The following is a 25908-nucleotide window of genomic DNA, read 5'->3' on the forward strand; positions in this document are numbered from 1 at the left end:
AAAACCCGCCGGAGCGATCTGGCGGGTTTTTTAGAGCGTTTCCTTGTTAAATGGAAACGTTCTGCCGGAGCAGATTTTCGTCAGGACAACGGCGATTGACGAAGGGCATACCCTAAGGTACGGCCGAGCCGATCGCCGTTGTCCTGGCGGAAATATGCTCCGGCCCTCTGGGTTGGTTGAAACGGGCCATCTGCCTGCCCGGACGGCTTGGCCGCATGCTAAGGCTACGCCACGCGCCATCCGGACAAGCAGTCGATCCCGTTTGAACCAACAGAACTGTTTCCATTTAACAAGGAAACGCTCTAATGGCTTATCGAGTCGGGAAACGGGATTATCCGGCGACACCAAGCCCGGCCTGCTTTTGGCCCAGCGCTTTGAAGACCGTGGAAACGATACCTGCACGATCAAGCCCCGCATTGGCATACATGATTTCCGGCTTGGCCTGTTCGACCCACTGGTCGGGAAGTGTCAGCGTACGGACCTTCAGGCCGGTGTCGAGGAGACCGGCACTTGCCATGAAGTGCAGGACATGCGCGCCGAAGCCGCCCGCCGAACCTTCTTCGATGGTAATGAGAACTTCGTGATGGCTGGCGAGCTGACGAATGAGATCGAGGTCCAGCGGCTTAGCAAACCGTGCATCGGCAACGGTGGTGGAAAGGCCCGCCGCGTCCAGATCCTCCGCAGCAGACATGCACTCGGTAAGACGGGTGCCGAAGGAAAGCAGGGCGACCTTGGAGCCTTCCTTGACGATGCGACCCTTGCCGATCGTTAGAATTTCACCACGCGCAGGCATTTCGATGCCGACGCCTTCGCCGCGCGGATAGCGGAAGGAAATTGGACCCTCGTCATAGGCGGCCGCCGTGCGCACCATATGTTTCAGCTCTGCTTCGTCAGACGCCGCCATGACCACCATGCCGGGCAGGGTAGCGAGGAAAGTGGTGTCGAAAGAGCCCGAGTGCGTGGGGCCATCAGCACCAACAAACCCGGCGCGATCTATCGGGAAGCGCACCGGCAGGCTCTGGATCGCCACATCATGCACCAGCTGGTCGTAACCGCGTTGCAGAAAGGTGGAGTACAGCGCACAGAACGGTTTGTAGCCATCGGCAGCAAGGCCCGCCGCGAAGGTCACGGCATGCTGTTCGGCAATGCCCACATCGAAACTGCGTTTCGGGAACAGTTCGGCCAGTTTATCCAGACCGGTTCCGTTTGGCATCGCGGCGCTGACGCCGACAATCTTGTCATCCAGCGTGGCTTCGTGGATCAGCGCTTCTGCAAACACGCTGGTATAGCTGGGTGCATTAGGCTTGGCTTTTGCCTGCGCCCCGGTGATGACGTCGAACTTATTGACGCCGTGATATTTGTCCGCGGCCGCTTCGGCAGGGGCGTAGCCCTTACCCTTCTGCGTCACGACATGGATCAGCACGGGGCCTTTCTGGTTGTCGCGCACATTGCGCAGAACGGGCAAAAGATGCTCGAAGGAGTGACCGTCGATAGGGCCGATGTGGTAGAAGCCGAGTTCTTCGAACAGGGTGCCACCTGTGACGTAGCCCCGTGCATGGGTCACAGCGCGCGTAATCGCCCGGTCGATGGTCTTGCCGAGATAGGCCGTCAGCTTCTTGCCGAAATCGCGAAAGCCCATATAGGTGCGCCCGGAGGCGAGACGCGCCAGATACGCGCTCATCGCCCCCGTTGGCGGTGCAATCGACATGTCGTTATCGTTGAGGATGACGATCAGCCTGGCATCCAGCGCACCGGCATTGTTGAGCGCCTCGAACGCCATCCCAGCGGACATGGAGCCATCGCCGATTACGGAAATCACCTTGCGGTCGCTGCCATCAAGCTCAGCCGCTACAGCCATGCCGAGACCTGCGGAAATGGAGGTGGACGAGTGGCCGGCGCCGAAATCATCATATTCGCTTTCGGCGCGGCGGGTGAAGCCGGACAGACCGCCCTCCTGGCGCAAGGTGCGAATGCGATCACGGCGGCCCGTCAGAATCTTGTGCGGATAACATTGATGGCCGACATCGAAAATGAGCCGGTCGTCCGGTGTGTTGAACACCTTGTGGATGGCAATGGTCAGTTCGACCACGCCCAGACCTGCACCCAGATGGCCGCCGGTCGTTGAGACAGCATCGATCATCTCGTCGCGCAATTCTCTGGCCAATTGCGGCAGATCGCGATCCTCGATCAACTTGAGATCGGATGGGAATTTCACCCGGTCAAGCAATGGTGTCTCTGGCATTCCGGTCAATCGTTCGGCCTTCGTATTTATCGGTTCAACCTGCTGCTACCAGATGGTGTGCAATGCAGACTTCGGCAAGATTTAATTCGTTTTAACGAATTTCAACTCTGCGGCAAAGGGACAAACTCTTCTTCGTCCCCCGGTACGATGTCGAAGCGCCCGGTTCTCCACTCTTCCTTGGCTTTTTCTATGCGTTCTTTTGATGACGATACGAAATTCCACCAGATATAACGCTTGGAATTCATGGCCGCGCCGCCGAAAAGCATGATGTGACAACCGCTGATGCCGCCTTTCAACGTAATATCATCGCCCGCGCGGAAGACGATGAGCTGATCGGCTGCAAAAACGTCACCCGCGACATCAAGTGAACCGGAGAGAATATAGACCGCCCGCTCTTCGTGATCAGCTGGAAAGGGAAACTTGACCCCGGCATCAAGCGTCAGATCAACGTAAAGCGTATCGGTCAACGTCTTGACCGGGGATGCAGCGCCTGCAAATCCTCCGATGACGATCCGGCCGGTCGCGCCCTTGACTTCAATCACAGGCATGGCCTCGCGTCCGGTGTGGGAAAAATCTGGTGCGATTTCTTCGCTGCCATCGGGCAGGGCGAGCCATGTTTGCAGACCGGACATGGAAAGGGGGTGGCCGCGCAGGTTTTCCGGTGTCCGCTCGGAATGCACAATGCCGCGTCCTGCGGTCATCAGGTTGAGATCGCCGGGGCGGACCACCAGTTCGGTACCGAGGCTATCGCGATGCTTGATTTCGCCATCAAACAGATAGGTAACCGTCGAAAGGCCGATATGGGGATGCGGTTTCACATCCAGCGCTTGATCGGCTCTGAGAATGGCCGGGCCCATCCGGTCAAAGAAGATGAAGGGGCCCACCAACCGCCGGTCCCGCGTTGGCAGGGCCCGGCGCACGGCAAACCCGCCAATATCACTGGAGCGCGGAATAATCAGGTTTTCGATGGCGTCACAGGCAAAAGCATCGCCTGCTGCCGGGTCTCTTCCCGGAAAAAATGACATGGCAATCTCCTGAGATCAGGTCGTAGCTTACCATGATTCAAGGCGTTCGTTAGCAATCAATACTAAACGGTCTGTTTTCGTGCGGTCCGTCGAAGCCCAAGAACCGGGGAAGGGAGCCTATTCGCCGTCCAATGGCTCCACGCCAACCGGCTTGCCTGCGCGATCCAGCCGGATTTTCTCGATCCGCTTTTCTGCGGCCGTCAGCAGGACTTCACAATGTTTCTTCAGGGCTTCGCCGCGCTCGTAAATGGCGATAGATTCGTCCAGCGCCACATCGCCGCGTTCCAGACGGGCGACAATGCTTTCCAGCTCGGCGACAGCCTTTTCGAAAGAATAACCGCTGACATCGGCTGTGTTGGCATTTTCCGTCATGTTCAACCCTTCATCATTCTCAAAATATGCATGGCTGCCGATTCCGCCAGCCCTTCCAGATCATAACCACCTTCAAGCAGGCTGACGACCCGGTTGGCGGCAAATTTGTCGGCCATCTCCAGAATTCGCCCCGTTGCCCAGTCGAAATCCTCACCCACCAGATTGATCTGCGCCAGCGGATCGCGGTGATGCGCATCGAAACCCGCCGAGATGATGATAAGATCGGGGGAGAAATCGGCAAGCGCTGGAAGAACGCGGGATTTGAATGCTTCGCGAAAGTGGTCGCTGCCGGTGTTGGGCGAAAGTGGGGCGTTGACGACGTTGTTCTTGATGCCTGTCTCGCGTTTGTCACCACTCCAGGGATAGAGCGGCATCTGGTGTGTGGAGCAGAAGAGAACGGATGTATCGTTCCAGAAAATATCCTGTGTCCCGTTGCCGTGGTGGACATCCCAATCCACGATAGCGACGCGTTCCGCGCCATAGGTCTTCTGCGCATGGCGCGCTGCAATGGCGGCATTGTTGAACAGACAAAAGCCCATGGCTTTTTCCGTCTCGGCATGGTGGCCGGGTGGCCGGCTGGCGACGAAGACGTTATCGGCTGCGCCGCTGAACACATCGTCCACCGCCGCCATCGCAGCACCGATGCCGGTCAGCGCCGCCTGAAGGCTTTTGGGTGAAGCATAGGTATCGGCCTCGATGCGATTGATCTCGCCGTCCTCTTCCGGGATTTGTCGCATGACGGAGATGAGATGGCTTTCCGGGTGCGCCAGAAGCACGGCATCCTCATTTGCCTGCGGCGCCTCCTTCCGGTCCAACCGTTCGAAATTCGGATGCTCCAGTGCGATGTTGAGCGAACGCAGCCGGTCAGGGCGCTCAGGGTGCCCTTCCGGTGTTATGTGTTCCAGGAATATCGGGTGCTCGTAAAGCCGTGTGGCCATGGCGGTGACTCCTGAACGGTTGTGTAGGGAATTAAGCGCGCTGCGGCAGCAGGGGGTACCCGGCCATGACAGCACGACCAGCCAACGCAGCGAGGACCGCCTTGACGACATCACCCGGAATGAACGCCATGGAGCCGATGAACGCCTTGGTGAAGCCGATGCCTGCTGCAAAACCGAGATAGGTGATGCCGAAAGCGTAAAGCACGATCACGCCACCGGCGACACTGGCCAGAAAGAAGCCGACGCCCTGCGCGAGACCCGATTGATCGCGCTTCACCAAACGCTCCGAGAGATATCCGGTCGTGAAGGCTGCAGCGATCCAGCCGATCAGGAAGCCCGTCGTCGGCGTGTAGAAGATGGAAAGACCGCCACGACCGCCCGATAGCACCGGCAGGCCGATGGCGGCGATAAGAATGGTGAGCAGTACGGCAAATGCCCCCCGTTTCGCGCCCAGCACCACACCGGCCAGCATGACGCCGAGCGATTGCGCGGTGATGGGAACGGGAATGAAACCAAGCGGGATGGGCGGCAGCAGGCCAAGCGCAATGATGATGGCCGAAAACAGCGAAATCAGAACGAGGTCACGCGTCTTCATGGAACTCTCCCTTTTATGTCTTTTGAGGTTTGGCCTCTGAAACCGCGCGCGTCAATGGCATCCGCGATGGCATCGGCGTCCTTCAACGTCATAATGATGAGCGGGACCAGAATCGTATGCAGCCTGACCTTCATTCCGCGCGCGCGATGGGCATCGCGCAGCGTCTCGTATCGATTGATGACGTCCGGCACAAAACGCACGACGAGCCCAACGGCCAAGCCCACATCGGCGGCATTGGCAACGCCGATTTTTTCCAGTGGACGAAGCGCGAAGGTGATTTCATCCATGAACTGCGAGATGCTGACGCTCGCGGTTATAGCCGTTGCCAGCACCGTCAACGCCGTCAACCGCAGGAGGGCAATCGCTGCATCCAGCGCCGACATGAACAGGAAACTGAACAGCGCGATCACGGCAATCGTCAGCAAAACGGGCCGCAACCGTGCTACGGTTTCCTGAAACCCCAAATGCGCCTGCCATAGCACCACCGCCGCCATGAGAACCGCTGAGGAGAGGATGACTGGATCACGCGTCAGAAACAGGCCGATGCTGAAGAGCGCAAGGCCGAGTAGCTTGATGCGTGGCGAGATCCGGTAGAGCCAGCCGGTTCCTTCGACGTGGAGGCTTTTCATGTGAGCGCAAGCTTCCGGTAAAGCTGAATGGCGTCGGTGGGAGAGGTATCGGCGTGCAGTCTGTTTCGATGAAACACAAGCACGCGGTCGAAAGTCTCCAAGAGCGGCAGGTCGTGGGTAATGACGATCAGATCCTGTTCCAGCGCCACCATCGTCCGCTCAACCAGCGCGCGGTTCTTTAGGTCCAGTTGGTTCGTCGGCTCGTCCATGATGAGGATTTTCGGACGTGTGATGGTCAGCGCCGCCAAAGCGGAGAGCTGCAATTCCCCACCAGATAGTTCGTGTGCGCGACGCTGGCTTAGATGCGGGATATCAAAACGCTGCAAAATGGCATCCACCGCCTCATCGATGGTCGAGCTCTTCAGTCCCTTGTTTTTCAATCCAAAAGCGATGTCGTCACGAATAATCGGCAGGATGATCTGGTTTTGCGGGTTCTGGAAAATGAAGCCAACGTCCTTCAAGACCTCGGATGCGTCTTTGACCGTATCCAGCCCGTTGACGATGACACGGCCGCTGGTCGGCTTCGTCAGTCCGTTGATCATCCGCGCAAAGGTCGTCTTGCCGGACCCGTTGAGGCCGATCACGCCGATGCGTCGTTCGGTCAGCGCAAGCGTCAGCGGCTCTACTGCCGCTCTGCCCTCGAAGGCTACGCCTGCTTCGTCAAAACGAATATCCAACTGCTGGTCCCCGAAATATGTCCCGGTTTCTATAAACGGATGGGAGGGCAAACGAAACAAGGAACAAAAAAAGAACATTGATTTTTAAGGGATGTGACCATACGCTTTTGCCATGGTGATCAGGATTTCGAACGAAGCAGCAAGACGTATTTTTCTGGCGCGACAGGGGCTATCCGCATCGCCCAGCCGCGCCATGGGCAAGGACGACTTGCTGAAACTCATCACCGATCTCGGCTTTGTGCAACTCGACAGCATCGCCACCGTGGAGCGGGCGCATCACCAGATCATTTTTTCCCGCAATCAGACCTACAAGCGTCACCATCTGACAGAACTGCTGGAGAAAGACCGGGCGCTGTTCGAACACTGGACGCATGACGCCTCGATCCTGCCGGCGACCTTCTACCCCTATTGGAAACACCGCTTCCGCCGCCGTGAGCCGATCATTCAGGAACGCTGGCGTAACTGGCACGGGGAGGGGTTCGATTCGGCCTTCGAGGAAACCTATCGTCGCATCGCCGAAAACGGCCCCACCATGTCACGCGACATGAAAGCGCAGGGGCATCAATCCGGCGGCTGGTGGAACTGGCATCCATCGAAAACGGCACTGGAATATCTGTGGCACACCGGCAAGCTGGCCGTGGCTGGCCGCGTCAATTTCCAGAAGGTCTATGATCTCGCGGAACGGGTCATTCCACCTGTGCATCACGACCTTGAAGTGCCTCACCACGAATTCCTGGACTGGGCCTGCCGGGAAGCGCTGACGCGGCTCGGTTTTGCCACCTCGGGCGAGCTTGCCGCCTTTTTCGATATCGTCACGCCGCAGGAAGCGCGGGCATGGGTGACAGATCATCGCGACGAACTCTGCGAGGTCTCGCTCGCTTCCTGCGACGGGGAAAAGGCGCGCGTTTCCTATGCCTTCGAAGGGTTTGCCGGGGAGACGGACGCCAATATCGAGGCTCCCAACCGCATCCGTGTCCTCAGCCCGTTTGATCCGCTTCTGCGCAACCGCGCCCGCACGGAACGCTTGTTTGGCTTTTACTACCGTATCGAGGTTTTCGTGCCGGAGCCGAAACGGCAATACGGCTACTACGTCTTCCCGCTTCTGGAAGCGGATCGCCTCATCGGCCGCATCGACATGAAGGCGGAGCGTAAGGGCGGTAGGCTGGATGTGAAGCGCCTTTGGCTTGAAAAGGGCGTGCTCGCGACGTCGGGACGTCTGGCAAAGCTGGATGCCGAGTTGAACCGCCTTGCTAAGTTCACGGGTGTGGAAACCGTTCGGTATCTGGATGGCTGGCTGGGGTAGAGCGATCAGCGGTGAATGACACAACCCCGTCGCCCCGGCTCAAGGCCGGGTGACAAGATGCGCGGCAAATCATCCGATATCTGTCGAGCTGATCTCGATGCCAAAACCTTCGAGGCCGACATAGTGGCGCTCGCGGGAGGTTAGAAGCTTGATCGACGTGATGCCGAGTTCTTTCAGGATTTGCGCACCGAGGCCGATTTCCAGCCATTCGTCGTCGCGTGACCGGGCCTGCACGTGGGCTTCATCAGGATCGCGGGATTTGCGTCGTCCTGCGACCTGTCCGACCCCGACCGATCCTTCACGCAAGTAGATGATGACGCCGCGCCCTTCGGCTGCGATCTTTTCCATGTAGTGGTGAACCGGCTTCTTCTTGCCAAAGATGTCGTCGGCCACGTTTTCGGGATGCAGGCGCACAGGAATATCGACGCCATCGCGAATATCGCCAAAAATGACAGCCATATGCTCCATCGGATCCCAGGGCAGGGAGTAGGTCTGCGCCTTTGCAGGGCCAAATGGCGTTTCGAGCGTAAACTCGCTTTCCTTTTCGACCAGTGTTTCCTTGCGCTGGCGATAGGCGATGAGATCGGCAACCGAAACCTGCTTCATCCCATGTGTGTCGGCAAAGGCGGAAACTTGAGGGCCGCGCATGACGGTGCCGTCATCATTGACGAGTTCGCTGATGACGCCGATCAATGGAAGGCCGGCCAGCTTGCACAGATCGACGGCAGCTTCCGTATGCCCGGAGCGCATCAAAACCCCGCCTTCTCGCGAAATCAGCGGGAAGATGTGGCCAGGGCGGGTAAAATCGGCCGCGCCCGCATTGGGATTTGCCAGGTTGCGAACCGTCACATTGCGGTCGCTGGCGGAAATACCGGTCGTGGTGCCGTGCTTGAAGTCCACCGAAACCGTAAAGGCAGTCGTATGCGCGCTATCATTTTCCGCGACCATGGCGTTGAGGTTGAGGCGTTTTGCCTCGTCCCGTGGCATGGGCGCGCAGACAATTCCGGATGTGTGGCGCACGATGAAGGCCATCTTTTCCGGCGTGCAATGCACGGCGGCAACAATCAGATCGCCTTCGTTTTCGCGGTCGTCATCATCCATGACCACAACGATTTCGCCAGCCTCAAAGGCTCGGATAGCTTCAACAACACGCTTCTGATCATATGCCATGCTAAGTTCCTACTTCAAACGCCCGGTCTGGCCGCGGTCTCTGAGATAATGATCGGCAACCGTGCAGGCTACCATAGCTTCACCGATCGGCACGGCGCGGATGCCCACGCATGGGTCATGACGACCCTTGGTGCGCACGTCGACATTGTTGCCATCAGCATCGATGGATTGGCGCTCGGTCAAAATGGAAGAGGTCGGCTTGATCGCAAAGCGTGCGACAATGGGCTGGCCCGTCGCGATGCCGCCGAGAATGCCGCCGGCATGGTTGGACAGGAAAAGCGGCTTGCCGTCATCGCCCATCCGCATTTCATCGGCGTTTTCCTCGCCTGTCAGTTCGGCAGAGGCAAACCCTTCGCCAATCTCCACGCCTTTAACGGCGTTGATGGACATCAGATTGGAGGCAATATCCTGATCGAGTTTGGCGTAGATCGGTGCGCCGATACCGGCAGGCACGCCTTCCGCCACCACTTCGATGACGGCGCCGATGGAGGAGCCTGCCTTGCGAATGCCATCCAGATACGCTTCCCACACCGGAACCATCTCCGCATCCGGGCAGAAAAACGGGTTTTGATCGACCTGTGCCCAATCCCAGTTGGCGCGGTTGATCTTGTGTTTGCCGATCTGCACCATCGCGCCGCGAACGTTAAGGCTCGGTACGACCTTGCGGGCCAGTGCGCCAGCGGCAACACGGGCGGCTGTTTCGCGGGCAGAAGAGCGTCCGCCGCCGCGATAATCGCGAATGCCGTATTTCAGATCATAGGTAAAATCGGCGTGGCCGGGACGGAAACTGCGGGCGATCTCGCCGTAATCCTTGGAGCGCTGGTCAGTGTTCTCGATCATCATGGACACAGGCGTGCCTGTGGTGATCATCGTCTCACCGTCCGCATCCATCATGACGCCGGAGAGCACCTTGACGATATCGTCTTCACGCCGCTGGGTGACAAAACGGTTCTGGCCCGGCTTGCGCTTGTCCATCCAGGACTGGACTTCCGAGAGCGTAAAGCGAATGCCCGGAGGGCAGCCATCGATCACGCAGCCAAGGGCCGGGCCGTGGCTCTCGCCCCAGGTGGACACACGAAAGAGATAACCAAATGTATTATGCGACATAGAACCAGACCGAACCAGCAGCATTCCAGACACGGAATACGTTTTTAAAAAGAAGCGGGTTTGTCATAGTGTAAAAGATGGCAGGGACGAAAGCCTTATTTCACCAATTCGGTTCGCATTGATGGGTGACGAGTGTGTTCCTCAGGAAACCTGGCGCCACTCCTGTGCGCTGGCGAATGCCGAGAAATCCTGTGGCGCAAGCGGTCGGGCAAAGGCATAGCCTTGCAAAATGTCGCAGCCCAATTGTTTCAGCAACACCGCATGCTCCTGTGTTTCCACACCTTCGGCCACGGTCTCGACGCCCAGCGAATGGGCAATGTCGATAATGGAGCTGACCAGTGACCGCTCCTGTGGCGAGGTGAGAATGGGCATGACAAGTTGTCTGTCGATCTTCAGACGCTTCGGCTTCAGGCGCAAAAGGCTGATGATGGACGTGTGGCCGGTGCCGAAATCGTCGATTTCGATCTCAATGCCCAAAGCCTTGATGCGGTCGATATTGCCGGTGGCCACATCCTCGTGCTCGTCGAGGAAGATCGCCTCCACCAGTTCGAAGGTGATTTCGCCAGGCCCGATCGGGAGAGTGCTGAGACTTTCAATGAGGTGATCGTCATGCAGGCGGCGAACCGAGACGTTGACCGAGACGCGCGGCACGTCGATGCCCTTCATGCGCCAGATGTCCTTGTCATGAAGAGCCTGCTGCAAGACGAGATGGTCGATCTTCGATACGACATTGAGTTCTTCAGCGATCTTCAGGAACTTGTCCGGCGTCAGAATGCCTCTGACGGGATGGCGCCATCGAACCAGAGCCTCCACACCCGTCATTTCAAGCGAGTTGGCGCAAAATTGCGGCTGGTACCAGGTTTCGAACTCGCCGTTCTCCAGGCCGACCAGAATTTCGTCGGCGATTTTCCTATGGTTGATGATTTCGGCCTGAAGGTTCTGGGTGAAGAACTCGTATCGGTTTCGGCCCGTCGCCTTGGCGCGGTAAAGTGCAAGATCGGCATTGATGAGGGTTGCTCGCGCATCCACCGTGGTCCCATCTCCAAACGCGATGCCAATGGACACCCCGTAACGACAGGTGAAGCCGGCAAATTCGAAAGGTTGGCTGAAGGCTTCAATGATCTTCGTTGCGATAGACTTGATGTGATCCTTGTCGCCGAGGTTTCGGATGAGAATGACGAACTCGTCGCCGCCGATGCGCGCTACCGTATCGTTTTCCGGTACGATGCTCCTCAAGATGCCGGCGGCATGGGCCAGCACGGCATCGCCTGCAGCATGACCCAGCGTATCGTTGATCTGCTTGAAGCGATCGAGATCGAGATGCAGGATCGCGTATGGCTTGGTTTCGTCGTTTGTCTGCAAAGACAAGGCATCCAGATCCTGATCGAACTTGCGACGGTTTGCGAGGCCGGTGAGCGGATCGTGAAGCGCATTATGCTCGATGCGTGTCTTTGTCTGCTCCAACTCGGCATTTTTCGCTTCCGCATCGTTTTTCGCCGACTGAAGCTGGTCGGAAATCAGCACATCCGCTGTCACGTCGAAAGCGATACCGACGATTTTCTTTCGACCATCGCGGTGAACGTGGAGGCGACCGACGGCCTTCACATAGCGCAGGCTTCCATCCGGCAGGACGACTCGATGAACGACAGCGCGGTAAGGGTCGGCTTCACTGATCAGGTTGTCGTCGAAAAGGCCGGCACGCTCCTCCAGCGCTAGGCAATTGAGGAAATCCTGCTGTGTCACGCGACGTTCCGGCTGCGGAGCTAACCCATACAGCTCGCACATGCGCTCGTTCCAGATCGCCAGAGAATAGTCGTGCGTAGCCTCCCATATCCCGCAATTGTAGGATTCAAGCGCAAGGGTCAAACGCCCCGACAATTCTTCCAGCTCGTGCTCGCGGTTGGATAGTTCCTGTAAGGCAAGCTCCAGTTCAGCATTCTTGATGTCGCTGGTATCGCGCGATTCGCGCAGTTTCTGCGCCATCAACATGTCTGCGGTCACGTCCCAGATGATACCGGTGGTCTGGTGCGATCCGTCGGGTTTGATGTAGCTGGAACCAGCCGATCGCAGATATCGCACGGTACCGTCAACCACGGGAATTCTGTAGACCTCGGAAGAGGTTTGCTGTCCTCTGGAACATGTGAAGAAGAACCGCGCAGCCTTGGACCGGTCCCCCACCACAAGCGCAGTCAGCCACTCCGTTAGTAAAACACGTTTTTCCACCATGTGAAAACCGTGCAGGCTCGCGGCTCGCTCATCGAGATAGCAACAGGACGTGTCGTTCTCGATTTCCCAGATCCCGATATTGGACGAATCCATCGCGAGTTTGAAACGTTGGGAAAGCTCCACCAGTTTTGCCTCGCGAAGACGCAACGTCTTGATGTTGCGGTTGCGTTCCGACAGCAGCAATGCGGCGACGATGATGGGCAGCAGCATGGAGGCGACGGCGATCACGAGGGTGGCTTGCAAGGACTGACTGGTCTTCGGTGCCGCTCCCCATCCCAACGCAGGTGTTGCACGGATCTCCCAATCGGTCCCATCCAGATCAATAGCCTTGACGAACGGGTCTTCGCCCGCTGGACCAACGTCGCCTGCCACCGTGGTATTTGTCAGCTTGTCTCGAATCTCGAATCGCATGTCGCCGGATGTCCCGGATGCGTATCCGATGCCGTCCAGCATTCTGCGCCAATCGATGAGGCCGGGTATTGCGCCCGATACCTCCCCGCCCGACTTGACGGGAACGATCAACAACAACGTGCCGTTCGGTCCCGTCTCGATGATCGGTTGCCAATCGTTCTTCGTCTCGGATACAGCCTCAAGTCGGACCAGTCGGTCGCTCAAGATGGCATCCAGGGTCTCGTGTGGGAGGCTTGCCGGTGATGGGGCGGGATAAAACTGTTGAAGCTTGAGATGGGGTGCAAAGCCGATACCCACGAAATGCGGGTTCTGCGCAAGATGGTGATCAGCCATTGCACTGAAATCCTGCGGAGTGGCTGCCGGGTTTATGGTGGTGAAATGGGCCAGCGCCTTCAGCGTGGTAACATCCTGACGGATGCGCGTGACCAGCCTGTCATGCAAAAGGGTAACGGCACGCTCGAGATCGTCCGTCGTCCCATCGCGATGGGCAGTCTCTTCGCGGGTTTCGATGATGTGAAAGGCGCTGAGCGTCACGCCTGCGATGGCGACCGCCAGAAGGGCCGCAATTGCTCGCTTTTTGATAATTTGGTTGAGGCTGTCCCCAATATTGGCCCAAACACTCACCCGGTCTTATCCTTCGGTAATCTTCGAAATAACACGTCTATACAGCTTAAAACCGAATATATTCTGAATCTGTAAATATCGGCGTCGATTTCAGTGATATCGAATGAACACAGTAAACCAAACGGAAGCATGCTCTTATAGGCGGACAGGAAACCTGGCTAAAGCCTTGATCAAAGGTTAAAATTCATTCATCAATTGGATTGAAAATGTCATGTTTGCGGGCAAATTCCGCCACATTCGGGAGGCAAATCTTGGTGCAGATGAATTTTCTCAGCAGCTTTAAGAAAGCAATTGCGATGCGTTTGATGATTGCCGCACTTTTGGCCACGGCAGGTCTGTTTGCTCCGTTCAACGCATTTGCGCAGAGCGTCGACGTCGAATCGACCATCAGCAAAGTTGATGTGAAGGGACTGACAATTACCCTTGCGGATGGCAAAAGCTACAAAGTGCCGGAAGAGTTCAACTTTGACGGTTTGCAGGCAGGTGTGAAGGTCGTGGTCTTCTACACTGAGGTCGATGGCAAGAGGGTGGTGGATGATCTCGAGGTCATCCAGTAACCGACGTTACGCGTGAGAGATTGTATCGACCCATTCGGCTTTTCGAAGATCTGCTTCAACCCTCAAAATCTGGTCCTGCGGAATAGGGATATCCGCAGCCTCTTCCTTATCCATACCGGTGATGAGGCGGAAGATGGAGCGGATAACGCCGCCATGGCACACACACACTGTCTGACGCTCGACCGAGGACAGCCAGGCACCAATCCGCCAGGATAGGATTTCGTAGCTTTCGGCATGGTCACCCGGTGGAATGAAGTCCCACTTCGCTGCCTTGCGCGCTTTCACCTTGTCAGGGTGGGCCAGCTTCAACTCTGGTATGGTATAGCCTTCCCAATCGCCAAACGAAACCTCGACGAGACGTGCATCCGTGCGATAGGCATCAGGCTCCAGCCCCATCGCGCCGCGCAACAGTTCCATCGTTTCACGGGTTCGGCCAAGGGGGCTTGCGACATAGTCGAAATCATTGGCTGTCGTGCCGAGAATCCCGGACAGGGCTTTGCCGTTCGCAACAGCTTGCGAGCGACCGAAGTCATTGAGGGGAATATCTTTTTGGCCTTGAAGCCTGCGTATCGCATTCCAGTCTGTCTGTCCGTGGCGGATAACATAGACCAGCAAAGCGGCACTCCTGTCTTATACGATGCATTATAAACGAATCATTGATGACGCGTTTCGACCGTTGATCGCACATGTCGCGCAAATATGCCTTACACATTCGCGCGACAGCTAACCCTTCAATCCTTTACGACAGAGATGTCTGGTGCGTCCACCGCTTTCATGCCGATCGTGTGGTAACCGGAATCGACGTGGTGAATTTCACCCGTCACGCCCGTCGACAGATCCGACAGAAGATAGAGCGCAGACTTGCCAACCTCCTCGATGGAAACGGTACGCTTGAGGGGAGCGTTGTACTCGTTCCATTTGAGAATGTAGCGGAAGTCGCCGATGCCGGAGGCGGCGAGCGTCTTGATCGGACCGGCCGAAACGGCGTTGACGCGAATGCCACGGCCACCCAGATCGACCGCCAGATAGCGGACGCTGGCCTCAAGCGCAGCCTTTGCAACGCCCATGACGTTGTAGTTCGGCATCACCTTTTCCGCGCCGTAATAGGTCAGCGTCAGCAGCGAGCCGCCATCGTTCATGACAGGGTCTGCGCGCTTGGCAACAGCGGCCAGCGAGTAGACAGAGATATCCATGGTACGATTGAAATTGTCGCGGCTGGTGTCGAGATAACGACCTGTCAACTCGTCCTTGTCGGAAAACGCGATGGCGTGAACGACGAAATCGATTTTGCCCCAATGCGCTTCGATGTTTGCAAAAACCGCATCGATCGTGCTGAGATCGGTCACGTCGCAATGGCCTGCCATAAACGCGCCAAGTTCCTGCGCGAGTGGTTCGACACGCTTCTTCAGGGCGTCACCCTGCCAGGTGAATGCAAGTTCGGCACCTGCGTCGGCACAGGCCTTCGCAATCCCCCAGGCGATCGAGCGATTGTTTGCGACGCCCATAATGAGGCCGCGCTTGCCAGCCATCAGGCCGGATGTCTGAGCCATTGGATGCTCCCTATACATAAATCGAACCTGCCTATGGCATAGCCCGAACGCGGGTTCAAGCAGGCCCGAGATCATCTCATGTTAGGGAATGTAACAAAGGGTGGGTTGTGCACGTCTTTCCGTGAAACAGGTCTCGACAGCTCGCGACTAGACGCCAAGTAGACAAACGGTTCGTCTGGCAATGGCTTTGCCGATTAAATCCGGGAAATCCTGATGGCCAGGGTTTAAAGGTAAAGGCCTTCACGCATGTGGCGCATGAGGTCCATGACCTTGGCGTCAGGCGTATCCAGAAGGACGATGCGGACCTCGACCACGAAGTCGCCGTAACCGCCGGACGCGTCGCGCAGACCTTTGCCTTCTACCCGGATGGAGCGGTCAGAACCGGACCATGGCGGGACATCCACCTTCAGCTCGCCGTGTGGGGATTGAACTGTCGCTTCGTAACCCAGGACCGCATCCGCCAAGGAAACCGGAAGCGTCGTGTGTATGTCGAAATTGTTGATCGTGTACGGACCTTCGCGCGATGCGAGCAGGGTTACGACAAGGTCGCCCCTGTTGGTGTCGGGCAGTTTCAGACCCTGGCCTTTCAACCGCACCACATAACCGTCCGTCATGCCGGGCTCCAGCGCGAAACGAACTTCCCGGTCCTCCGGCATATTGATCGTCAGCCACTTCTGCTCGATCAGGTCGGTCACGGTAATGATAGCTTCCGCCGTGATATCAGGGGCTTTTTCCGCTGACGGGGTTGTACCGCGGATACGGCGCATCAGGGCGGCAAAGAAGCTCGTCGCCTGTTCGGTGCGCGCGTCGTCTTTTTCCTTCTGGGTCTTGGTGCTGTCGTCGGCAGAAGCTTGGGCTGCTTCAGCGCCTGTCGCCTGACCAGCAGCTGCGGCCTTGGCCTTGGCATCTGCTCCGAAAATCCGCTCCAGCATGTCTTCGGCCGTTTCAGGCTTTGCGCTCTCGTCGGTGGCTTGCGCCTGGGCTTCGACATTTCGAGCCTGCGCCTTCGCGAGCTCTTCCATAAGTTTTTCGGCGGCTTTTGCTCGCTGTGCGGCCTCTCTGGCGGCAGCACGCTGCTGAATGATGGTTTGATCGCGCTTTTTGGTCTCGGCAGCGCGGCGTGCCTGATCGTAAAGCCCGCGCTTTTGAGGATCTTTCAACAGATCATAGGCCTGACCAATTTCCGCAAAGCGTGCGGTGGCATCGGGATCGTTGCGGTTATGATCCGGGTGAACGGCTTTCGCCTGCGACCGCCAGGCCGCCTTTATCTCATCCGATCCGGCATCCTTTTGAACGCCGAGAATAGAGTAGGGATCACGCATCCGCACCACCCGTCATGCTTGTCTGTTGAGGCGGTATTTTTTCGTCATGAAAAGCCTTCAACACGAATTACACCCGCCATGAACGTTCACGCAGTGTTTTGCGTTGCATCGTTCTTTTGAAATTGGGCTTCACTGTCGCAAGAAGTTGCTAATCAGACCTTTACGGTCCAGCAACCGGACTTACCGCATTGCTGAAACAGCCAGATAAGGTAAATGCTTTATTTCTGGCTGAACCGGGTCATTAACCAGTCACCCGTCTCGGACAGACATGCTTGCCCGCTATAGCTGGCAACGCCCTCGAAGGAATGGCGGGTGGTATCGAAGTTGCGGCAGACGAAGCCGGTGCTTCGGTCCTCGCGGATGGCAGTGACAACGCCTGCGCTGCCGGTTGCTGCATTGGCCCAGGGAAGAGGCGCGTCCGAGACTTTGGCAAGATCGGCCGAGGTAACGGCATTGCGGATTGTCGCATCATCAGACACAGTCTGCGTTGTCTGATGGTTGGGTACCGAAGCGGTGGACAGGGATTTGTCGACCTTCTCTCCGCCGAAAAGATCGAGACTAACGCAACTGGTCAACATGACAAGCATGCAGGCAGTCGCGGAAACATCCACGACTGAAGCTAAGAAGCTCTTTGTTCGACTGTTCGACTTTGCTATGACGATCACCATCTTAAGGCCAGAATCCATCTCTGGTGTGAAAATCAGCTCAGGAGCATTTTATTCAATATGTCGGAAAGTCGGTTAACATCCAGTGACTTTACTGAGGAAAATGAACCTTTTGCACTTTTCGCGGACTGGCTGCGAGATGCAACGGCCTCGGAAATCAATGATCCAAACGCCGTGGCGCTTGCCTCGGTGGACGAAGATGGCATGCCCAGCGTGCGTATGGTTTTGCTGAAACATGCCGATGAACGCGGCTTTGTTTTCTACACAAATTTCGAAAGCCGCAAGGGCATAGAGCTGCTGGGACAGAAAAAAGGTGCCATGTGCTTCCACTGGAAGAGCCTGCGCAGGCAGGTTCGTATCCGTGGCTCGGTCGAGGTCGTCAGCGATCAGGAGGCGGACGAGTATTACGCATCGCGCGCCCGCGGCAGCCGCATCGGGGCATGGGCGTCCAAGCAATCGCGCCCGCTTGAAAGCCGCTTTGCGCTCGAAAAAGCCGTTGCCACCTATACCGCAAAATACGCGATCGGCGAGATTCCACGCCCGCCGCACTGGTCCGGTTTCCGCATCCAGCCCCTGACGATTGAATTCTGGCAGGATGGCAAGTTCCGCCTGCACGACCGCATCGAATTCCGCCGTGATATGCCGGAAGGCGAATGGTCCAAGGTGCGGATGTATCCCTGACCACTCACAGGCGGTGGCTTTTACAGCTACCGCCTGTTTCATCTCGACACGCCAAAAGGAATCATGTTGGGTTCTTCCGAACAAAGGATGAACATCATGCTGACCAAACTCATGCAGCAATTTGAGTCTGCCTCGCAGACATACGCAAAAGCCAATGGTATCGAGCGGGACCCGGACTGGTATCTTCTCAAGCTTCAGGAAGAAGTCGGAGAGGTCACCCAGGCGTGGAACCGGTTGAGTGGTCGCGGACGTAGCAAAGGCAAGACGCAAGAGGAAATGCGTCGGGATCTTTCGGACGAGACCGCTGATGTGTTGGGACATGTGCTGTTGCTCGCCCATCACAGCGGGCTCGACCTTGACGAGTCGATCAAGCGCAAATGGCTATTTGATCCGAGCGTCTGACATCAAATTATACTGACTTTAACAGTGTTGCGACATCGAAAAGACTGTCGCAGATCGCCACGCATTTCTCTCGCATCGTATCGGTTGCTGGTGCAACATCGGGCACCATGACCGTCTGCGTACCGGCGCTCCAGGCCGATTGAACGCCGTGGTAGGAATCTTCTATCGTAAGACAATCTTCCGGTGCTACGCCCAGACGTGCCGCTGCGGTCAGATAGGGGAGTGGCGAAGGCTTGGGTTCGGCATAATCGCCGCGCGCCAGAATATGATCGAACCGTTTCAGGATGCCGAAAGGACCAAGGTGGCGGTTGACGGAGTCGTGACCGGATGAGGTTGCAATAGCCCGAGGCAGCCCAAGTGTATCCAGTAAATCCAGGATTTCGAAAACACCCGCTTTCAAGGCCACCCCATCGGCCATCTGGATCGCCAGATGCCGAAGCCACGCATCGCGGAAGTCGCTCATCGGAAAATCATCACCATAATCCTCGCGGATCGTCGCCGTGATCGTATCCCACGGGCTACCGCACACCCTTTGATAGACCTCCACAGACATGCCGTGGCCACCCTCATCCGAGGCGGCCAGAAAGGAATCGCGATAATGCTTTTCGCTTTCGATCAGGACACCATCCATATCGAAAATAATGGCTTTTGGTCTTCGTAGCAGTTGCTTCATTCGTTCAACCGAACCGGAAAGGGCGTTCGCCCAGGCTTTCGAATGGACGGATGAGGTAACCGTCCGGGTCCGCCACGATGAATTGCCGATTTCCCACCTCGGTTTCTCCGCGGCGATACCACTTCTCTTCAAGCGGCAGGTAAAGCTCGATACCGGCTCGCTCGATCCGCTCCAGAATAGCTTCCAAAGAAGGAACGACGATTTGCAGGTTCATGCCACGTCCGAAGGGGTAGTTGATCGGCACTTTCCCGGTTTCGAATGTGCGCCCCGCACCCAACTGGTCGATCATCAATTGTGCGTCGCCCAGCGCAAGATAGGTAAACCCCTCTTCCGGGCGCTCGTACACCACGTGAAAACCAATCAGATCGCAATAGAAAGATCGGCTTTTCGGCCAGTCGCTGACGGCCAGTTCGGGGACGAGGGCATTTGCTGTAAAAGTCATTTTTGGGCCATATCGCCTTTAAAAAGAGAGTAATATCGCGCTGACGCGCAGAGATGGCAACTCCAGTTGATCGAAACCGTTGCAGTGCAGCGCACAATCGGAAGAGGTTTTTCGATAGGTTGGGGGGGCGGGCGCTTACGCCTTCGTTCCACCAACGGTAATTTGGTCCATGCGCAGATGCGGTTGGCCCACGCCCACAGGCACCCATTGCCCCGCCTTGCCGCAATTGCCGACGCCGGTGTCGAGTTTCATGTCGTTGCCAACCATCGAAACTCGCTTCATGGCGTCAGGCCCGTTGCCGATCAGCATGGCACCCTTGACCGGCGCGCCGATTTTGCCGTTTTCGATAAGGTAGGCTTCTGTGCAGCCGAAGACGAATTTGCCTGATGTGATGTCCACCTGACCGCCACCGAAGGAGACAGCGTAGATACCCTTCTTCACCGAAGCGATGATTTCTTCCGGCGTTTTGTCCCCGCCCAGCATATAGGTATTGGTCATGCGTGGCATCGGCACATGCGAGTAGCCTTGGCGACGGCCATTGCCGGTGGCCTTTAAGCCCATAAGGCGCGCATTCTGCCGGTCCTGCATGTAGCCCACCAGCCTGCCATCCTCGATCAGGACATTATAGGCAGAAGGCGTACCTTCATCATCGACGGTTATCGAGCCGCGGCGGTTGTCGATGGTGCCATCATCCACGACGGTCACGCCGGGTGCGGCCACCATCTCGCCCAGCAGGCCCGCGAAGGCCGACGTTTTCTTGCGGTTGAAGTCGCCTTCCAGACCGTGACCGACAGCTTCGTGCAGCATCACACCAGGCCACCCGGCGCCCAGCACCACATCCATCGTGCCCGCAGGCGCATCGACCGCAGTGAGGTTGACGAGCGCCTGCCGCAAAGCCTCATCCGCGCCTCGCTGCCAGTTTTCCGTCGTGATGAAATCGCCAAAGCCGGCGCGCCCGCCAATGCCGTAGGAACCACTTTCCTGTCGGTCGCCTTCGCCGGCAATCACCGAAATATTGATCCGTGTCATAGGTCTGATGTCGCTGACGCGGTGTCCGTCGGCACGCAGGATATCCACCACCTGCCAGCTTGCGGCAACGCTTGCCGTGACCTGCCGAACCTTCGGGTCCTTGTCACGCAGGTAAGCGTCGATTTCTGTCAGAAGCTTGACCTTTTCCTCAAAGCTTGGCGCGCCGATTGGGTTCTCGTCACCGTAGAGCTTCTTGTTGGTGCGCTGCGGGGCGGCCGCGTAAGAGCCGGAGTAACCGCGTGTCACCGCGCCAACGGCATCGGATGCACGCTCAAGGGCCGAAAGCGAAAGCTCGCCCGCATGGGCATAACCCACGGTTTCGCCCGCCACGGCGCGAAGCCCAAAACCCTGATCGGTGTTAAAGCTCCCGCCCTTCAGGCGACCATTGTCGAAGGTCAGCGATTCCGCCTGCGCGTGCTCCACGAACAACTCGCCGTCATCGGAACCCGCTAGTGCATCAGCGACCTTGGCGCGCAACTGCCCTTCATCGCAATCGAAAAGCGTCAAAAGATCTTGGGTCATCGCAGGCTCCAGTCGTTGCTGTTGACAGCGCATTTAAGTGCTGAGGCCTCGGCGCGCAAGTTTGGTCAAGGAAGCGTGTCATAGCCTTCGGCAAAGCCGGCAAGCTCGATGGGAATACCCACGCGGTCCTGATCAACGGATTCACGTAGTGCAAAAACCGCATTCTTGCCGGCGCGCAGCACCTTCAGCAATTCGTCGTCGATATCGACTTCCACATAGCAACCTTCGGAGAAGCAGCGTGTGAAATAGGCGCGGCCGATATTGTTGTTGTCGATGTAGAGTTCCATCCCGTCCTTCAGCAAGACGCCCAGGGGTGCGAGAATGCGCAGGATGCGGGATTTGCGGTCCGCTGTCTTCAAGATGACGACGGACAGCCCAACCTCGGGCCGGTCGTCAGCAATCACGTTCTGCATCAGAGCACATTGATCCTCAGATGCGCCTGCAGGCTTGTCGCAGATGACGGACCATGCACCATGCGTCGATTTCGGCGTTCCCGGTTGCTGCGGCTGACCCGGTGCCGGCTGTTGCTGCTGCTGGGCAGAACCGACTGCCGGAAGGGTGATGGAAAGACCGGCGGCGATAAATAAAGCGCGCGCAATCGGGGACAGACGCATGGATACCTCAGGATTCGAATCAGTGCGGCTATTTTGACCTCCCGAACCGGAAAGGAAAGAGCCGCCGTCTTCAATTCCAAGGGAGTGCGGCCAAAATAGGACTTTGTGGCCCTCTCCCAACACGGTTTGCGGGATGCGAGCTCTTTACGGGCAGTTTAACCGCGTTAAATGGGGGAGGAGAGAGGCAAAAATGCGTCGCTTGCAAACCAAGGCGATATTGCGGCGAAAGGCAAACTATGATTTGAAGTCTAGTCTATATGCATGGATTCTGCGTTTGAGATTGATCTTGATCAGGCGCGTGAGGGAGAGGTACCGTGACTAACAGAATTTACGCAAGCTTGGTGGGCAGTATCTGTCTGCTCACGGCTGGCGGCGTCAGCGCCGATCAGCCGAAAGAGTGGCAGATGGGTTTGCAGGAGGCGGCAACGCCCATCATGCATGAAATTCGCTGGTTCGAACAATATACCCTTTGGTTTATCGTTCCGGTCACGCTGTTCGTGCTCGCATTGTTGATTGTCGTTGCCGTCAAGTTCCGTGCATCGAAAAATCCGGTTCCATCCAAGACCAGTCACAACACTGCGATTGAAATCGTCTGGACGCTGGCGCCGGTCCTCATCCTGATGTTCCTGGCATTCCCGTCGTTCAACCTTCTCAATGCGCAATTGACGCAGCCGGAAAACCCGGATCTGACACTGAAGGCGACCGCCACCCAGTGGCAGTGGAATTATGAATACACCGCAGCGGAAGGTGCCGAGCCGCTCGCTTTCGACAGCTACCTGCTGAAAGACGCCGACCGTTCGGCCGCTGGCAAAAGCGATATTGCGCGTTATCCGCGCCTTCTTGCGGTGGACAATGAAATGGTCGTTCCGGTGGGCAAGACCGTGCGCCTGCTGGTGACATCTGCGCCGACCGATGTCATTCACGCCTTCGCCATGCCGGCCTTCGGCGTCAAGATCGACGCTGTGCCGGGTCGTTTGAACGAAACGTGGTTCAAGCCTGAGAAGGAAGGCCTCTATTACGGGCAGTGTTCCGAGCTCTGCGGCAAGGATCACGCTTACATGCCAATCGCCATACGGGTGGTTTCCGAAGAGCAGTACAACACCTGGCATACCGCTGCCGCCTCAGATCTGAGCGGTGCGAACCGGGCGCTCATGGCTTCGATGGATGGTGCGCCAAGTGCCGTTCAAGTTGCCGAAAACGAAACCAAGTAAGGTAAGGAGTGAGGACAATGGCTGGACCATCCGCACACGACGATCACCACTCTCACGCCCATGATGTTCATCATGACGACCACGCGCACCATGCGCACACGCCGACCTTCGCTCAGCGCTGGTTTTTTTCGACCAACCACAAAGACATCGGCACGCTCTATCTGATCTTCGCGATCATTGCCGGTATCATTGGCGGTGGCCTGTCCGTTGTCATGCGCATGGAGTTGCAGGAGCCGGGCATTCAGATTTTCCATGGTCTCGCAGCCATGGTGTACGGCTTTGAAGGCGATGCCGCTATCGATGGTGGCAAGCACATGTACAATGTGTTCACAACAGCCCATGCGCTGATCATGATCTTCTTCATGGTCATGCCCGCCATGATCGGCGGTTTCGCCAACTGGATGGTGCCGATCATGATCGGCGCGCCGGACATGGCGTTTCCGCGCCTCAACAACATCTCCTTCTGGCTGATCGTGCCCGCCTTCATTCTCCTGCTTCTCTCGCTTTTCGTGGAGGGACCTGCAGGCGCTTATGGTGTCGGTGGCGGGTGGACCATGTATCCGCCGCTCTCGACGAGCGGGATGCCGGGGCCTGCGGTGGATCTGGCGATTTTTTCGCTTCACATTGCTGGTGTGTCGTCGATCCTTGGTGCGATCAATTTCATCACCACCATCTTGAACATGCGCGCGCCGGGCATGACCCTGCACAAGATGCCGCTCTTTGCATGGTCGGTTCTGGTCACTGCGTTTCTTCTGCTTCTGTCCCTGCCTGTTCTGGCCGGTGGCATCACCATGCTGCTCACAGACCGCAACTTCGGCACCGCGTTCTTTTCGCCGGAGGGCGGTGGTGATCCGATCCTTTACCAGCACCTGTTCTGGTTCTTCGGTCACCCCGAAGTCTATATCCTGATCCTGCCTGGCTTTGGTATCATCAGCCACATCGTATCGACCTTCTCCAAGAAGCCGGTCTTCGGCTATCTCGGGATGGCCTACGCCATGGTGGCGATCGGCGCCGTCGGCTTCATCGTGTGGGCGCACCACATGTACACGGTCGGCCTCTCACTCGAAGCGCAGCGCTACTTCGTCTTCGCAACCATGGTCATCGCGGTTCCCACGGGGATCAAGATATTCTCCTGGATTGCAACGATGTGGGGCGGTTCTCTGACGTTCTCGACACCGATGATCTGGGCCATCGGCTTCATCTTCCTCTTCACGGTGGGTGGTGTGACGGGCGTGCAACTGGCCAATGCCGGTCTCGACCGCTCTCTGCACGACACCTACTACGTCGTGGCGCACTTCCATTACGTGCTGTCGCTGGGCGCCGTCTTCGCAATCTTCGCGGGCTGGTACTACTGGTTCCCGAAGATCACCGGTTACATGTACAGCCAGAAGATCGGCAACCTTCACTTCTGGGTGATGTTCGTCGGCGTTAACCTCATCTTCTTCCCGCAGCACTTCCTCGGTCTTGCTGGCATGCCGCGTCGTTACATCGACTACCCGGATGCCTACGCAGGTTGGAATGCGGTATCGTCTTATGGCTCGTATATCTCGGCTGTGGCGGTTCTCATCTTCCTCGCCGGCGTTTGGGAAGCCTTCGCCAAGAAGCGGGTAGCAGGCGACAATCCATGGGGTGAAGGCGCGACGACGCTCGAATGGCAGTTGTCGTCTCCTCCGCCGTATCACCAGTGGGAACAGCTCCCCCGTATCCGCTGAGGCATTTTGTCCAAGCGTGTCCTTCAACCAGTCATGGTAGAGATGGGTTTCACGCTCAGATAAAAGACTTAAAAGGAGCGCCGCATATATGCGCGGCGTTTCCTATGAAAGCAGGTAATATGACCGTTATCGACAATCGCGACACGCTGGATATGGATGGCATCAGGCTTTCCGAAGCGAGCGCACGCGATTATTTCGAACTGTTGAAGCCCCGCGTCATGTCCCTGGTGGTGTTCACCGGTTTTGCAGGGCTGGTTCTGGCACCGGGCAGCATTCATCCAGTCTTGGCCGTCGTTGCTATTCTGTGCATCGCGGTGGGCGCTGGCGCGTCTGGTGCGTTGAACATGTGGTATGATGCCGATATCGACGCCGTCATGACGCGAACAGCCCGGCGTCCCATCCCCTCCGGCCGGATCGCGCCAACGGAAGCACTGGCCTTCGGGCTGACGCTCTCGGTTTTTTCCGTCGCAATCCTTGGTCTTGCCGTCAACTGGTTTTCCGCCGGTCTCCTGGCCTTCACGATTGTGTTTTACGCTGTCGTTTACACCATGTGGCTCAAGCGCTCGACACCGCAAAACATCGTCATCGGTGGAGCGGCGGGCGCGTTTCCACCCATGCTCGGCTGGGCCTGTGTCACGGGCGGTGTATCGGTGGACAGCACGATCCTGTTCCTCATCATCTTTCTCTGGACGCCGGCGCATTTCTGGGCTCTGGCTCTGTTTAAGATGCGCGATTACGGTTCCGTTGGCATTCCGATGATGCCGAATGTCGCTGGCGAACGTTCCACCAAGAATCAGATGATCGCCTACGCGGTGCTGACCGCAGTTGCCGCTGTCGCACCTTATTTTACCGGGCTTGCCGGTGCAGGCTACGGCATCTTCGCCGCCGTGCTCAGCGCCATCTTCATCTACTGTTCCATCTCGGTTCGACGCATGCCTGATGGCGATGAGCGCATGGTCCAAGCCAAGAAGATGTTTGCCTATTCCGTCTTTTACCTGTTTGCGATTTTTTCTGGCTTGCTGGCCGATCATCTCGCGCCGTCATTCCTGACGTTGCTGGGAGGTTCGGCATAATGGAAACGATCAAGCTCAACGAAGCGCAAAAGAGGTCCAGACGAGGCCGCAATGTCGCCTTGGGGATCGCCCTGGCTGCGCTTGTTGTTCTTTTCTACATCATCACCATCATAAAAATCGGCGGTTTCTGACCGGC

At 57.2% G+C, this 25908-nt stretch carries 26 protein-coding genes; 8 read left to right on the forward strand and 18 right to left on the reverse strand.

Annotation, left to right across the window (positions count from 1 at the left end; translation table 11 throughout):
- Positions 1–331: 331 nt before the first annotated feature.
- The 7 genes from dxs to GGQ73_RS04495 all read right to left on the reverse strand — a co-directional run bounded on the left by dxs (position 332) and on the right by GGQ73_RS04495 (position 6478).
- A complete protein-coding gene (gene dxs, locus GGQ73_RS04465) occupies positions 332–2251 on the reverse strand; it encodes a 1-deoxy-D-xylulose-5-phosphate synthase (RefSeq protein ID WP_183894278.1) in 1920 nt (639 codons plus the stop codon).
- 92 nt (positions 2252–2343) lie between these two features.
- A complete protein-coding gene (locus GGQ73_RS04470) occupies positions 2344–3267 on the reverse strand; it encodes a pirin family protein (protein ID WP_183894280.1) in 924 nt (307 codons plus the stop codon).
- 117 nt (positions 3268–3384) lie between these two features.
- Positions 3385–3639, reverse strand: a complete 255-nt coding sequence (locus GGQ73_RS04475; protein ID WP_174152246.1) for an exodeoxyribonuclease VII small subunit — start codon at positions 3637–3639, stop codon at positions 3385–3387.
- Positions 3640–3641: 2 nt separating this feature from the next.
- Complete coding sequence (locus GGQ73_RS04480; RefSeq protein ID WP_183894282.1) at positions 3642–4577, reverse strand: histone deacetylase family protein; 936 nt, start codon at positions 4575–4577, stop codon at positions 3642–3644.
- A 31-nt stretch (positions 4578–4608) separates the two neighbouring features.
- Entirely contained in the window at positions 4609–5172 is a 564-nt protein-coding gene (locus GGQ73_RS04485; protein ID WP_174152248.1) for a biotin transporter BioY, read from the reverse strand.
- Positions 5169–5801 (reverse strand): energy-coupling factor transporter transmembrane component T family protein, encoded by a 633-nt coding sequence (locus GGQ73_RS04490; RefSeq protein WP_183894284.1) that lies wholly within the window; start codon positions 5799–5801, stop codon positions 5169–5171. Before GGQ73_RS04490 ends, GGQ73_RS04485 begins: the two co-directional genes overlap by 4 nt.
- Entirely contained in the window at positions 5798–6478 is a 681-nt protein-coding gene (locus tag GGQ73_RS04495; protein WP_183894286.1) for an energy-coupling factor ABC transporter ATP-binding protein, read from the reverse strand. Before GGQ73_RS04495 ends, GGQ73_RS04490 begins: the two co-directional genes overlap by 4 nt.
- Before the next feature lie 112 nt (positions 6479–6590).
- On the opposite strand from GGQ73_RS04495, the gene GGQ73_RS04500 reads away from it, so the two are divergent.
- A complete protein-coding gene (locus tag GGQ73_RS04500) occupies positions 6591–7781 on the forward strand; it encodes a winged helix-turn-helix domain-containing protein (RefSeq protein ID WP_183894288.1) in 1191 nt (396 codons plus the stop codon).
- Positions 7782–7850: 69 nt separating this feature from the next.
- Here the strand turns inward: GGQ73_RS04500 and ribB are convergent, their stop codons facing one another.
- The 3 genes from ribB to GGQ73_RS23240 form a co-directional block, all read right to left on the reverse strand.
- Positions 7851–8951 carry a 3,4-dihydroxy-2-butanone-4-phosphate synthase gene (gene ribB / locus GGQ73_RS04505; RefSeq protein ID WP_183894290.1) on the reverse strand — a complete coding sequence of 367 codons (1101 nt, stop codon included), beginning with the start codon at positions 8949–8951 and terminating at the stop codon, positions 7851–7853.
- A gap of 9 nt (positions 8952–8960) precedes the next feature.
- Positions 8961–10058: a chorismate synthase gene (aroC, locus tag GGQ73_RS04510; RefSeq protein WP_183894292.1), complete on the reverse strand. Its 1098-nt coding sequence runs from the start codon at positions 10056–10058 to the stop codon at positions 8961–8963.
- Positions 10059–10199: 141 nt separating this feature from the next.
- The gene (locus tag GGQ73_RS23240) at positions 10200–13319 is read right to left on the reverse strand and encodes a bifunctional diguanylate cyclase/phosphodiesterase (protein ID WP_183894294.1); all 3120 of its coding nucleotides are present in this window, start codon (positions 13317–13319) and stop codon (positions 10200–10202) included.
- Between the two features lie 296 nt (positions 13320–13615).
- Between GGQ73_RS23240 and GGQ73_RS04520 the strand changes: the two genes are divergently transcribed.
- Positions 13616–13876, forward strand: a complete 261-nt coding sequence (locus GGQ73_RS04520; RefSeq protein ID WP_174152315.1) for a DUF1344 domain-containing protein — start codon at positions 13616–13618, stop codon at positions 13874–13876.
- A 6-nt stretch (positions 13877–13882) separates the two neighbouring features.
- On the opposite strand, the gene GGQ73_RS04525 is transcribed toward GGQ73_RS04520, so the two are convergent.
- The 4 genes from GGQ73_RS04525 to GGQ73_RS04540 form a co-directional block, all read right to left on the reverse strand.
- Positions 13883–14491, reverse strand: a complete 609-nt coding sequence (locus tag GGQ73_RS04525; protein ID WP_183894296.1) for a histidine phosphatase family protein — start codon at positions 14489–14491, stop codon at positions 13883–13885.
- A 116-nt stretch (positions 14492–14607) separates the two neighbouring features.
- The gene (gene fabI / locus GGQ73_RS04530; protein WP_183894298.1) at positions 14608–15426 is read right to left on the reverse strand and encodes an enoyl-ACP reductase FabI; all 819 of its coding nucleotides are present in this window, start codon (positions 15424–15426) and stop codon (positions 14608–14610) included.
- Positions 15427–15650: 224 nt separating this feature from the next.
- Positions 15651–16748 (reverse strand): DnaJ C-terminal domain-containing protein, encoded by a 1098-nt coding sequence (locus tag GGQ73_RS04535; protein WP_174152257.1) that lies wholly within the window; start codon positions 16746–16748, stop codon positions 15651–15653.
- A 218-nt stretch (positions 16749–16966) separates the two neighbouring features.
- Entirely contained in the window at positions 16967–17335 is a 369-nt protein-coding gene (locus GGQ73_RS04540; RefSeq protein ID WP_174152258.1) for an RT0821/Lpp0805 family surface protein, read from the reverse strand.
- Between the two features lie 138 nt (positions 17336–17473).
- Here GGQ73_RS04540 and pdxH point away from each other — a divergent pair, with 138 nt between their 5' ends.
- Both pdxH and GGQ73_RS04550 read left to right on the forward strand, forming a co-directional pair.
- Complete coding sequence (gene pdxH / locus GGQ73_RS04545; RefSeq protein ID WP_183894300.1) at positions 17474–18094, forward strand: pyridoxamine 5'-phosphate oxidase; 621 nt, start codon at positions 17474–17476, stop codon at positions 18092–18094.
- Between the two features lie 96 nt (positions 18095–18190).
- A complete protein-coding gene (locus GGQ73_RS04550) occupies positions 18191–18496 on the forward strand; it encodes a pyrophosphohydrolase domain-containing protein (RefSeq protein ID WP_174152260.1) in 306 nt (101 codons plus the stop codon).
- 7 nt (positions 18497–18503) lie between these two features.
- Here the strand turns inward: GGQ73_RS04550 and GGQ73_RS04555 are convergent, their stop codons facing one another.
- The 4 genes from GGQ73_RS04555 to GGQ73_RS04570 all read right to left on the reverse strand — a co-directional run bounded on the left by GGQ73_RS04555 (position 18504) and on the right by GGQ73_RS04570 (position 21776).
- Positions 18504–19169: an HAD family hydrolase gene (locus tag GGQ73_RS04555; protein WP_174152261.1), complete on the reverse strand. Its 666-nt coding sequence runs from the start codon at positions 19167–19169 to the stop codon at positions 18504–18506.
- 4 nt (positions 19170–19173) lie between these two features.
- Complete coding sequence (locus GGQ73_RS04560; protein WP_174152262.1) at positions 19174–19611, reverse strand: bleomycin resistance protein; 438 nt, start codon at positions 19609–19611, stop codon at positions 19174–19176.
- 135 nt (positions 19612–19746) lie between these two features.
- A complete protein-coding gene (tldD, locus tag GGQ73_RS04565; protein ID WP_183894302.1) occupies positions 19747–21162 on the reverse strand; it encodes a metalloprotease TldD in 1416 nt (471 codons plus the stop codon).
- A 65-nt stretch (positions 21163–21227) separates the two neighbouring features.
- The gene (locus tag GGQ73_RS04570) at positions 21228–21776 is read right to left on the reverse strand and encodes an invasion associated locus B family protein (RefSeq protein ID WP_183894304.1); all 549 of its coding nucleotides are present in this window, start codon (positions 21774–21776) and stop codon (positions 21228–21230) included.
- 314 nt (positions 21777–22090) lie between these two features.
- On the opposite strand from GGQ73_RS04570, the gene coxB reads away from it, so the two are divergent.
- From coxB to GGQ73_RS23145, 4 genes are all read left to right on the forward strand, one after another.
- The gene (gene coxB / locus GGQ73_RS04575) at positions 22091–22987 is read left to right on the forward strand and encodes a cytochrome c oxidase subunit II (RefSeq protein ID WP_174152265.1); all 897 of its coding nucleotides are present in this window, start codon (positions 22091–22093) and stop codon (positions 22985–22987) included.
- Positions 22988–23004: 17 nt separating this feature from the next.
- Positions 23005–24699, forward strand: a complete 1695-nt coding sequence (gene ctaD, locus GGQ73_RS04580; protein ID WP_183894307.1) for a cytochrome c oxidase subunit I — start codon at positions 23005–23007, stop codon at positions 24697–24699.
- Positions 24700–24818: 119 nt separating this feature from the next.
- Positions 24819–25772 (forward strand): heme o synthase, encoded by a 954-nt coding sequence (locus GGQ73_RS04585; protein ID WP_174152316.1) that lies wholly within the window; start codon positions 24819–24821, stop codon positions 25770–25772.
- A complete protein-coding gene (locus GGQ73_RS23145) occupies positions 25772–25903 on the forward strand; it encodes a hypothetical protein (RefSeq protein ID WP_268842293.1) in 132 nt (43 codons plus the stop codon). Before GGQ73_RS04585 ends, GGQ73_RS23145 begins: the two co-directional genes overlap by 1 nt.
- The last annotated feature ends 5 nt before the right edge of the window (positions 25904–25908 follow it).

The sequence above is a fragment of the Rhizobium skierniewicense genome, from assembly GCF_014196515.1.
GTDB classification, from domain to species: domain Bacteria; phylum Pseudomonadota; class Alphaproteobacteria; order Rhizobiales; family Rhizobiaceae; genus Agrobacterium; species Agrobacterium skierniewicense.